Below are 11230 nucleotides of genomic sequence, written 5' to 3'. Positions count from 1 at the left end.
CTTTTCTTCCGCCGCCGTTAGTTCGGCTTTAAGTTCAGGGAGTTGCTCTTGCACAAAATCCAGACTTTTTTGTGCCTCAGCAGCGTTACGACGAATATTTTGCAACATGTATTCATTGGTAATGGCATCTAAAATACGCGCCGCCTTTTCTCCATCTTTGTAAGTCATACTTGCAGACAAAATGCCTGTTTTCTTGCCGCGTTCTTTAACAGCTAAACGAGGCTTCCAACTATTGATAGCCTGAAGTCTACTTAACTCTATTAGTTTAAACGTCTTCGTATTGTTGGCCTCCGCGCGCGCAACCTCAAGTTGCCAGTCGCCGTGCTCAGCAAGTTCGCCAATCTTACCTTTCAGGACCACCTCATCCTCAAAAGTGAGCTCATAGCGGTTGGCATCGAGTAATGTCAGCTGTGTGCCTTTACCTACCGCATATTGTGGCACTTTAAAAGTATTGATAGTGAGCTCATCGTTACCCTCACTGCGGCGGGCTAAAAACTCACCCACAATCGGCATATAATCCGGTTGGCTGACGGTGGTTAAGTCGAGTTGGTCCACCACGGCGCCAATGACCATCCGCGAGGTCATAATCTGTATTTCGGTGTCCGCCTCACTCTCTTGCGAGAACATGTCGGCCATATTCTCTGACAGCGCCGGCATGCCCGAGGACTTTTTCTCCACTTGCAGCAGTGCATCGGCTTTATATATTGGGGTGGCGAGCAAGGCATACGCGACACCGCCCAACATAAATAAAAACGTAATACCAATGATTAACCATTTGGCATCTAGCAGCACACCGACTAGCCGGCGTAGATCAATCTCATCTTCGTTGTTGTTATGTGATGTATTAGAAGGTGGATTACGCTCACTCATTCAACTGTCCTACCGCGGGTTAATTTAATTTTTGAGTCCAGCTTGCGCTGGCTTGCTTGAGTTCATTAAAGACTTGCTGATGGCTTTCTAAGCTCTTTTTATAGGGGTCGGCAATATCCTTACCGGTGCCGCCCTCTGGGCGCGCTAACCACTCGCCATAGCGCATGAGTTTGCCCCGTGCTTGCGGGTAGCGCTCGCTGATAATCTCTTTATGGCGCTGTTCCATCACCAGAATCAAGTCGTGGTTATTGACCAACTCGCTGGTGAGTTGTTGCGCTTGGTGAGGCGCTAGGGTCATGCCACTGTCACGTGCCACCTGCGCCGCATCGGTATCAATATCGTGGCCATTTAAGCCCGAACGTTCCGTTGCTACGCCGGCACTGGCAATGTGTTTGTGCGGCAGCGCTTGCTGTAGCAACTGTTCACCAATGGGGCTGCGGCAAATATTACCAGTACATACCACTAAAATTCGGTCAAACATAGTCGTCTCGTCGGGCCCGTATTATTCTTGTAAGTCACTGCGTGCGCGAGTGATGCTGTAAATTCCCGTCAATGACGGCAAGATTTGTCCAATCACACGGTTCCAACGCGTGACCGGCGCCGCGGTCACAAACACGATATCCCGGGGTTGCATCTCAAACTGCTCCGCCATCACCAATGCGGTGGCGTTGCTGGCATCGAGTTGGAACACTTGTGCCAGTTTATCGCTATCCGGCTCAGGCTGGCGGATTACGAAAATGCCCGAGGCATCGGCGGTGGTGTTATATAGGCCACCGGCATCGCTCAGTGCCTCGGCAAGGCTCATACCGTAGCGGCCCATCGGGTAGCTTTGGGGTTTACCCACTTCACCCAAAACAAACACTTTACGAAAGTCGTTGCGGGCAATGTTGACGATATCGCCCGCCTGCAGGATCACGTTCTCTTGGGTGTTGCCCTGTTGGTAGAGCTCGCGCAATGAGTACTGCATCTCATCATCGCCGCGTTTAAGGGTGACGTCGGTCCAATCCGCCATTTCGGTGAGACCGCCACTTTGCGAGACTGCTTCAATCAGCGTGAGGGGAACATTGCTAATAGGCAAGGTGCCCGGCTTTTTCACTTCACCAGTGACATAAACCCGTTGGCTGCGGAATGCGGCTACGGTGACGTCCACTTGTGGCTTTTCAATGTAAGTTGAGAGGCGTTCGGTAATCATGTCGCGAATTTGTGTTACGCGCTTACCTGCCACATGTAGCTTACCCACGTAAGGATAAAAAATAGTGCCGTCGTTGTGTACCCAGTTACCCGCCTCAGCCGGACCGCGCATGGAGCCTGCCGGAATGGTGAGCTCGGGATGGTCCCAAACGGTAATATTTAAAATATCACCACGACCGACGACGTAATCGTAATCTTGTCGTTGCTGCTCAAGCTGCGGATTGGGGAGTAATTCGGTGCGGGGTTGTTGCTGTTGGAGTTGGCTTAATAATTGTGGAGTGATGGGGTGAATATCCACGCGCTGGTTCAGCTCCTCTTGCGAGAGCGGTTCGCCGCTGGCGTAGTCTTCATCACTGTCTAGGTGCGCGCCTGGCGCCCATGCACAACTCGATACCAATAAGGTGGTTGCAAAAATGGCTAGTAAACGTCTCATTTAGATTCCAACAGGTTATTTTGTTGTGATTTTAATCGCTCAGTGGCGCAAAGTTTATCACAGACTGACACAATATTAAGCACTGGTTTAGATGGTCCGACGATTGGACACGCTACCGCCCATGAGTTGCGGTCCCCAATCACCGTTACAGTTATTTGTTCAGTTACGAATTTTAACACGCCGTAAAACAGGCATGCGTCGACACGACTTTACGTCGCGACAGTACAGTATAGTTAGGTTATGTCCTACAAGGAAGAGCGGTATTAGACCAAACGCCGAATCTTTACGCAACAACAAATTTGTTACATTTACACTGTTTGAATATAAAATAACCGCTCTGCAAATATGAAGATAGTCATACGGCACGTTTTACGCATTTTTTACATGAATAGGCTATTCAGTGTGCGCCAACCCTTCTTTGTAAGTCGGGTACATCAACGTGTAGCCGGTACTGCGTAATAACCGGTTACTGCAGCGTTTTGAGCCGCGCGGTCCGGGTCCGGGCTGCACCGGCTCGTTGAGCGTGATACCGGCTTGTTCAGCTAGGTATTGGTAAACTTGATACTGCTTCGAGGGCTGATCGTCCGACACTAAAAACATCCGATGTCGATGCTGCGGAAAGCGCACCAAGTGATAAATAAAGCTCGCCACGTCATCTTGATGAATGCGGTTGGTCCAACTGTCACGCAAGGTGGCTTTGCCCGCTTGCAGCTGTTTGCGCATAAAGTCACGCCCCTCGCCATAAATACCGCTACACCGCAATATCGTCGAGGGTACGGGTAAGTCACGAATTAAGTACTCGGCTTGCAACAGCATTTTACCGGAGTCGGAGTCGGGGGCGGTGGGTGAGGATTCATCTACCCATTCACCTTCGTGCTGGCCGTACACGCCGGTACTGGACACATAAATCACGTAGGGTGAGTAATCGAGTTCACTGATGATCTGTTGTAAGTGTCGACACGGCACGACATAGCCTTGACGATACCCTTCTTTGGAGTATTCGCTGGGCGTTAATGTTACGACCACGAGATCGATTTTACCGTGCGCGTTAAACAAACCGCGCAGGTCTTGCTCGTTGCTGGCATCGGCACTGACGGTCTCAACACCGGGGATCAGTGGCTTGTCGTCGGGATGTCGGCACGCGCCAATCACATGATGCTGTTCGGCGACCATGAGACGGGCACTGCGTTGGGCGATATCGCCATAACCTAATAAGAGTATATTCATGGGCTTCATCTTAAAGATTATCTGCGACGCTGTCCAAATAATCGAGAATACCTTCTGCTGCGGTGCGGCCCTCGGCTATCGCTGTGACCACCAGGTCCGCACCGCGTACCATGTCGCCCCCGGAAAAAATCTTGGGATTACTGGTTTGCATGGCAAAACGACCCATGGCATCGGGCGTTGCGGTGGCAAGCACGGTGCCCCACTCGCTCAACTCGACCTGGTGTGCGTCGAGCCACTCGGGTGGATTCGGTTGATAGCCAAAGGCAATCAGCACAGCGGTTGCAGGCATGATAAATTCTGAATCGGGTACGGGTTGCGGACGCCGACGCCCTTGCTCATCGGGCTGACCCAGTTCAGTTTTGACCATTTTTACGCCCGCGACATGCCCCGCCTCGTCCGAAACTATCGCCAACGGCTGTAAGTTAAATTCAAATTGCACGCCTTCCTCACGCGCATTTTGCACTTCGCGGCGCGAGCCGGGCATATTGTGCTCGTCACGCCGATAAGCACACACGACCGAAGCCGCGCCCTGCCGGATGGAGGTGCGCACGCAGTCCATCGCGGTATCGCCACCGCCCAACACGACGACCTGTTCATCTTTGACGTCAATTAACGGATAGTCGGGCATGGGGCTGTCGAGGAGTCGTTGGGTGTTGCCAATCAAAAACGGTAATGCCGGATAGACACCGGGGGTGTCCAAACCTTCAAGACGCCCATCAAGCGCTTTATAGGTCCCCAAACCTAAAAATACGGCGTCATTTTGTGTCATGATGTCGTCAAAACTAACGTCTTTTCCAACATCAACACCGAGTTTAAATTCGATGCCCATGTCACTGAAGATCTCGCGCCGTAGTTTCAGTACGTTTTTATCGAGCTTAAATGGTGGAATACCATAAGTGAGCAAGCCACCAATTTCGGGATAACGGTCATATACCACGGGTTTGACGCCGTTCCGCACCAGCACATCGGCACACGCAAGCCCGGCAGGACCGGCACCAATAATGGCGACTTTTTCGGTGCGTGCTTCCACCGCACTTAAATCGGGTCGCCAACCCTGAGCAAAGGCTTGGTCGACCATCTGCTTCTCGATGCTGCCAATGGTGACCGCACCAAAATCATCGTTGAGAGTACACGCGCCCTCACATAGCCTATCTTGCGGGCACACGCGTCCGCACACTTCGGGTAAGCTGTTGGTTTTGTGCATCAGCTCAGCGGCTTCAAATACTCGCCCCTCATTTGCCAACTGCAACCATTGCGGAATGTAATTGTGCACGGGACACTTCCATTCACAATAGGGGTTGCCGCAATCCAGACAGCGATCGGCCTGACCTTGCAATTGCACATCGGTCATGGGTTCGTAGATTTCTTTAAATTCGATACGCCGCGATGCCACCGGTTGCTTGGGTGGGTCGATGCGCTGTACGTCTAAAAATTGATATACGTTTTTATTCATTACATCACCTGCACACGTAATTCGGCGGTCGAGCGGGCGCGGTGCCCTAAAATCGAAGCCATATCGGCGGACTTAGGTTTTACGATGACGAACTCGTTGACCCGAGTATCGAATTCGGTCAACAGCATACGTGAGTACTCACTCTGTGTTGCTTCGTGATGTTCGTGGATGAGTCCGCGCAGATGTTCTTTTATGATAGGTTTATCCACGGCAACCGCTTCGACCAGCTCGGTGTTTAGACGGCGATGCAGATCACCGTGTTTGTCGCGTAAATACGCAAAGCCGCCGGTCATGCCCGCACCAAAGTTAATCCCGCATTCACCTAGCACAACCACGATACCGCCGGTCATGTATTCGCAACCATGATCACCAATACCTTCAACCACGGCTGTTGCGCCTGAGTTACGTACCGCAAAACGTTCACCGGCACAGCCCGCGGCATAGAGTTGTCCGCCGGTCGCCCCGTAAAGACAAGTGTTACCCATAATGGTGGCGTCTTGACTGGCGAAACTGACTCCGGGCCGCGGTCGAACAACAATGCGTCCGCCTGCCATGCCTTTACCCACATAGTCGTTAGCATCGCCGGTGAGCTTCAGTTTAAGACCACCGGCGTTAAAGGCACCAAAGCTTTGTCCCGCGGTTCCTAAAAAGTCGAGCTGAATCGGGTGGCTTGCCATCCCCTGATTGCCATAGCGCTTAGCGATATAGCCGCTGAGGGTTGCGCCAACTGAGCGATCGTCGTTACGAATAGCCAACGACCAGCTGCCGCCCTGCCGCTCATCGATCGCGGTTTGGGTGAGTGCCATCAAACGTTGATTGAGTTCGCCTTTGTCATAGGGTGGATTGTTTTCAACACAGTATTTGGGGTGTTCCGAACGACTTCCTGCGGCGGCGAGCAGCGGTTCGAGGTCGATATGCTGCTGTCGTTGCGTGTCACCGGGCAAGCGCTCCAGCAAATCTACGCGGCCAATCGCATCGGTGATGCGGTTTAGACCAAGCTTGGCCAACCACTCGCGCACCTCTTCGGCGATAAACTCAAACAAGGTGACCACGCGTTCGGGTAAGCCGCGGAAGAATTCTTTACGCAAGGTTTCGTCTTGCGTCGCGACACCGGTGGCGCAGTTATTTAAGTGACAGATACGTAAGTACTTACACCCCAACGCCACCATGGGGGCGGTCCCAAAGCCAAAGCTCTCGGCACCGAGAATGGCGGCTTTGACCACGTCGAGGCCGGTTTTTAGACCACCATCGACTTGCAGGCGAATTTTATGCCGTAGGTTATTTTCTACCAGCGCTTGATGGACTTCGGCTAGCCCCAGCTCCCACGGTGAACCGGCGTATTTGACCGACGTGAGTGGGCTCGCGCCGGTGCCACCGTCATAACCTGATACGGTAATGAGGTCGGCATAGGCTTTAGCAACGCCGGTGGCGATGGTGCCAATCCCCGGTGTGGAAACGAGTTTAACCGAAACCAAAGCTGTTGGATTCACTTGCTTAAGATCGAAGATCAGCTGTGCCAGATCTTCAATGGAATAGATATCGTGATGCGGTGGCGGTGATATCAGTGTAGTCCCAGGCACCGCAAAGCGCAGCTGAGCAATTTCGGCGGTGACTTTTTCGCCCGGCAACTGGCCGCCCTCACCGGGCTTGGCACCTTGCGCGACTTTTATTTGGATAACGTCGGCGTTGACCAGATAGTGCGGTGTCACGCCAAATCTTCCCGATGCCACTTGTTTGATGCGTGAATTTTTGGGGCTGTTGAAGCGTTTCGGATCTTCACCACCTTCGCCCGAGTTGGAGTGTCCACCAATTTGGTTCATGGCTTCGGCAAGTGCCTCATGCGCTTCGGCACTGAGTGCGCCGATTGACATCGCAGCGGTATCAAATCGTGGGAACAACGCTTCTTTAGGCTCAACCTGCTCGAGCGCAATGGGTTTTGCGGCGTTCGGGTTAAGCTTTAGTAGGTCACGAATATGCGCGACCGGACGTTCATTAACGTAGCGTTGATAGACCGCGTAGTCTTCGCGCTTGCCGCTTTTAACCGCCGCTTGCAGGGATGTCACCACATCCGGGTTGTAGGCGTGATACTCACCGCCATGCACGTATTTCAGTAGACCGCCATGCGACAGTGGCTTGCGATGTAACCACGCATGTTGGGCGGTGCGTTGCAAATCGGTTTGAATGTCTTCAAAGCCGCTGCCATTGATACGCGCGGGAGCATTGGCGAAGCATGCATCAAGCACGTCTTGGTTAAGACCGACCGCTTCAAATAGTGATGAGCCGCGATAGCCCGCAATACTGGCGATGCCCATTTTCGAAAGAATTTTTAACAGGCCTTTGTTAAGACCTTGGCGGTAGTTCATCACTGCTTGCTTTACTTCCATGCTGAGCTTGCCTTGCTGCACCAGTTGCTCAACGCTCTCATAGGCAAGGAACGGGTAGACCGCGGTCGCCCCCAACCCCAGTAGCACCGCCATGTGGTGTGGGTCACGGGCGGAGCCTGTCTCGACAATAATATTGGAGTCACAACGTAACTGGGCTTTTACCAGGGCTTGTTGCACTGCCCCGACCGCCATCGGGGCGGGGATCACTAACTGGTCCTTGGTGAACTCCCGATCGCTGAGTATGACCATCACGCGCTGTTGGTTTTTTACCACATCAATAGCGGCTTCGACCAGCTTGTGTAATGCGGTTTGCAAACTGGTTTCAGTGGGTTTAAATGCCAAACTTAAGGTGACATGACCGTAGTGCTTATCATCTAACTCGCGCAGTTGTTTTAAATCGGTGTACATTAAAATCGGTGATTCAAAGACCACACGGTCGGCATCGCCCGAGGCTTCACTAAATACGTTGTGCTCGCGCCCAATGATGGTCTCTAGCGACATAACATGGCGCTCTCGGATAGGGTCGATAGCGGGATTCGTCACCTGCGCAAATTGCTGACGAAAATAGTCGTACAACAAACGCGGCTGTTGCGATAATACCGCGGTTGGGGTGTCGTCGCCCATGGAGCCAACGGCTTCTTGTCCGTCTTTAGCCAGCACCGCCACGACTTGCTGAAGCTCCTCTCGGGTGTATAAAAAGGTTTTGTGGAACACTTGCATGGTGCGGTCATCGTACAGCCGCTGACCAATTTTATCGGCGCTGCAACGGTCAAAGGGTACCAAGCGACGTCGGTGCTCAGTCAGCCATTGACGATACGGATGGCGGCTCTTTAAATCAGCTTCGATTTCGCCGTTATGCCAAATACGGCCGGTGTAAGTATCTACCGCCATCATTTGGCCGGGACCGAGGCGCCCTTTTTCTTGTACGTCCTGTTCGTCGTAATCCCAAATCCCGACTTCTGAGGCGATCGTGAGAATCCCGTGCTTCGTCAGTACGTATCGCGCGGGGCGTAAACCGTTACGATCGAGGCTACAGGCAACATGACGTCCGTTACTCATGACCACACCTGCCGGACCATCCCACGGCTCCATGTGCAGCGCATTAAATTCGTAAAAGGCACGCATATCGTCACTCATGGTGCTATCGCCCTGCCATGCTGGTGGGATGAGCAGCCGCATGGCGCGAAATAGATCCATGCCGCCCGCCAAAAGCAGTTCTAGCATATTATCGAGCGATGCGCTGTCGGAACCACTTTGACCCACCAAGGGTGCCGCTTGCTGTAGATCGGGCAGTAACGGGCTGTGAAATTTGTATAAGCGCGCTTGTGCCCATTGGCGATTGCCGCGAATGGTATTAATTTCGCCGTTATGGGCAAGAAAACGAAACGGTTGTGCTAAACGCCAACGCGGTTGCGTATTGGTGGAGAAACGTTGATGGAATACGCAAATGGCGGTTTTTAATGCAGGGTTGGCGAGATCGGGATAATAGCGCGGTAAATCACCCGCCATCATCAAACCTTTGTAGACCAATAACAGACTCGACATTGAGCAGATATAGAGTTCATCGGCGCTGAATACGCCTTGCTCTACTTTTTGCTCGACCCGTCGACGTGCCATGTAGAGGCGTCGTTCAATATCTTTTTTCCGCCAACCGGTTGGCGCGCTGATGAGCACTTGTTCGATTTTGGGTTCGGCGGCTTTTGCGGCGTCACCCAATACGCTGTCATCTACTGGGACTTTACGCCAACCGACGATACTTAACGTCTCTTTTTGTAGTTCTTGCTCTATTAAATGACGGGCGGCTTCGCGTTTGTCCGCGTTACGTGAGAAAAACACCATGCCCACAGCGAACTTTTTGCCAAGATTCCACCCTTGTTGTTCGGCGTACTCACGAAAGAACTGTTCTGGGATTTGTAGCAGCAAGCCACAGCCGTCTCCGGTCTTGCCGTCGGCACCGATACCGCCGCGGTGCTGCATTCGGTCAAGCCCTTGTACAGCGGTGCTGATGAGATCATGGCGAGCATCACTTCGATGCTCGCGATTAGGCCGAATCCGCAATTATCACGGACGTCATCGGCGTGATACAGACGCATGACATCTCCACGAATAGTTATTCAGTGGAACTACATTATCATGCAGGTTTTAACTTGTATATTCGCTTTTTATGCTACTTCTTGAATGCGAGCATTCTATCAAGCGGGATCATCGCCTCTTTCGCGAGCTGCGGATCGACATGAATCTCATGTTGTTCGCCGCCGTGCTCAAGGGCTTCGGCAATTGCGACTAAGCCGTTCATTGCCATCCACGGACAGTGTGCACAACTACGACAGGTCGCGCCATTACCCGCGGTGGGCGCTTCTAAAAATGTCTTGTTAGGTTGCAACTGCTGCATTTTGTAGAAGATGCCGCGGTCGGTTGCCACGATAAAGGTCTCGTTTGGCAAGGTTTGGCTGGCTTTAATCAACTGTGAGGTTGAGCCAACGGCGTCCGCCATCTCAACAATGTTCTGCGGTGATTCGGGGTGAACCAAGATCGCAGCTTCTGGATGAAGCTTTTTCATGTCGCGCAGTGCTTTGGCTTTAAATTCGTCATGCACTACACAGGCGCCCTGCCACATCACCATATCGGCACCGGTTTGCTTTTGGATATAGCTACCAAGGTGGCGGTCTGGTCCCCACAGGATTTTCTCGCCTTGGCTATCGAGGTGCTCGACTAACTCAAGTGCCATACTTGAGGTGACGACCCAATCGGCGCGTGCTTTAACCGCCGCAGACGTGTTGGCGTACACCACTACGGTGCGGTCTGGGTGCTGGTCACAGAACTCGGCGAATTTATCCGGCGGACAGCCTAAGTCAAGTGAACACTCGGCTTTGAGTGTCGGCATTAGGACGGTTTTGTGGGGTGTGAGAATTTTTGCTGTCTCACCCATAAAGCGTACACCGGCAACAATCAAGGTGTCGGCATCGTGGTCACGACCAAAGCGCGCCATTTCTAAAGAGTCCGCGACACACCCACCCGTCTCCTCGGCAAGCGCCTGGATTTCGGGATCGGTGTAATAATGCGCGACGAGTACTGCGTTGTTGTCTTGCAGTAATTGTTTTATGCGCGCTTTGTATTCCGCCTTTTGCTCATCCGTTAAGGGTTTGGGCTTAGGGGGAAATGCGTAATCTAAGTTATCGACGGTTTGAATAGCTGACATGATGTTACTTCGTTTGGATGTTCGTTTTATTTACGTATGTGTGATTATATCGGATTTCAAGGGTGGCGGCTAATATGTTGGGTGTTCTGGGGTATCGGGGATGATCTTTTCTTGCGCAAGATGCGCAAGTTACGTCGGCGCGGCGAAAGCGCAAGGTGCGTACGACCCGTCATGTGCTTGCGCAGAATGCGCAAGGTACTTCGGTGCGGCGAAAGCGCATGGTGCGTCGGCGCCGAGGGCGCGAGGTAAAACAGGTGGTGGGTTGTGCAGGATTCGAACCTGCGACCAATTGATTAAAAGTCAACTGCTCTACCAACTGAGCTAACAACCCATCATGTGCTTGCGCAGAATGCGCAAGTTACGTCAGTGCGCCAAAAGCGCAAGGTGCATGAGCGCCGAAGGCGCGAGGCAGAAGAAGTGGTGGGTTGTGCAGGATTCGAACCTGCGACCAATTGATTAAAAGTCAACTGCTC

At 52.5% G+C, this 11230-nt stretch carries 6 protein-coding genes, 1 tRNA gene and 1 pseudogene; all 8 read right to left on the bottom strand.

Annotated features, from left to right (window positions below):
• On the bottom strand, positions 1-870 hold an 870-nt coding region (locus OS145_RS13485), incomplete at its 3' end, for a Wzz/FepE/Etk N-terminal domain-containing protein (RefSeq protein WP_006954955.1).
• Between the two features lie 19 nt (positions 871-889).
• Positions 890-1351 carry an arsenate reductase/protein-tyrosine-phosphatase family protein gene (locus tag OS145_RS04210; RefSeq protein WP_006954954.1) on the bottom strand — a complete coding sequence of 154 codons (462 nt, stop codon included), beginning with the start codon at positions 1349-1351 and terminating at the stop codon, positions 890-892.
• Positions 1352-1372: 21 nt separating this feature from the next.
• Positions 1373-2494, bottom strand: a complete 1122-nt coding sequence (locus OS145_RS04205; protein WP_006954953.1) for a polysaccharide export protein — start codon at positions 2492-2494, stop codon at positions 1373-1375.
• Positions 2495-2887: 393 nt separating this feature from the next.
• Positions 2888-3721 carry an SDR family oxidoreductase gene (locus OS145_RS04200; protein WP_006954952.1) on the bottom strand — a complete coding sequence of 278 codons (834 nt, stop codon included), beginning with the start codon at positions 3719-3721 and terminating at the stop codon, positions 2888-2890.
• 10 nt (positions 3722-3731) lie between these two features.
• Positions 3732-5174 carry a glutamate synthase small subunit GltD family protein gene (locus OS145_RS04195; protein WP_006954951.1) on the bottom strand — a complete coding sequence of 481 codons (1443 nt, stop codon included), beginning with the start codon at positions 5172-5174 and terminating at the stop codon, positions 3732-3734.
• Positions 5174-9651: pseudogene (gltB, locus tag OS145_RS04190) on the bottom strand (glutamate synthase large subunit). The gene OS145_RS04195 and the pseudogene gltB overlap by 1 nt, the downstream one beginning before the upstream one ends.
• Positions 9652-9725: 74 nt before the next feature.
• The gene (nadA, locus tag OS145_RS04185) at positions 9726-10757 is read right to left on the bottom strand and encodes a quinolinate synthase NadA (RefSeq protein WP_006954949.1); all 1032 of its coding nucleotides are present in this window, start codon (positions 10755-10757) and stop codon (positions 9726-9728) included.
• 255 nt (positions 10758-11012) lie between these two features.
• Positions 11013-11088, bottom strand: a tRNA-Lys gene (locus OS145_RS04180).
• Positions 11089-11230: the final 142 nt, after the last annotated feature.

It is taken from the genome of Idiomarina baltica OS145 (genome assembly GCF_000152885.1).
In the GTDB taxonomy this organism is placed as follows: Bacteria; Pseudomonadota; Gammaproteobacteria; order Enterobacterales; family Alteromonadaceae; genus Idiomarina; species Idiomarina baltica.
The sequence above is the reverse complement of the archived record's forward strand: the minus strand, read 5'-3'. Positions and strand labels throughout refer to the sequence as shown.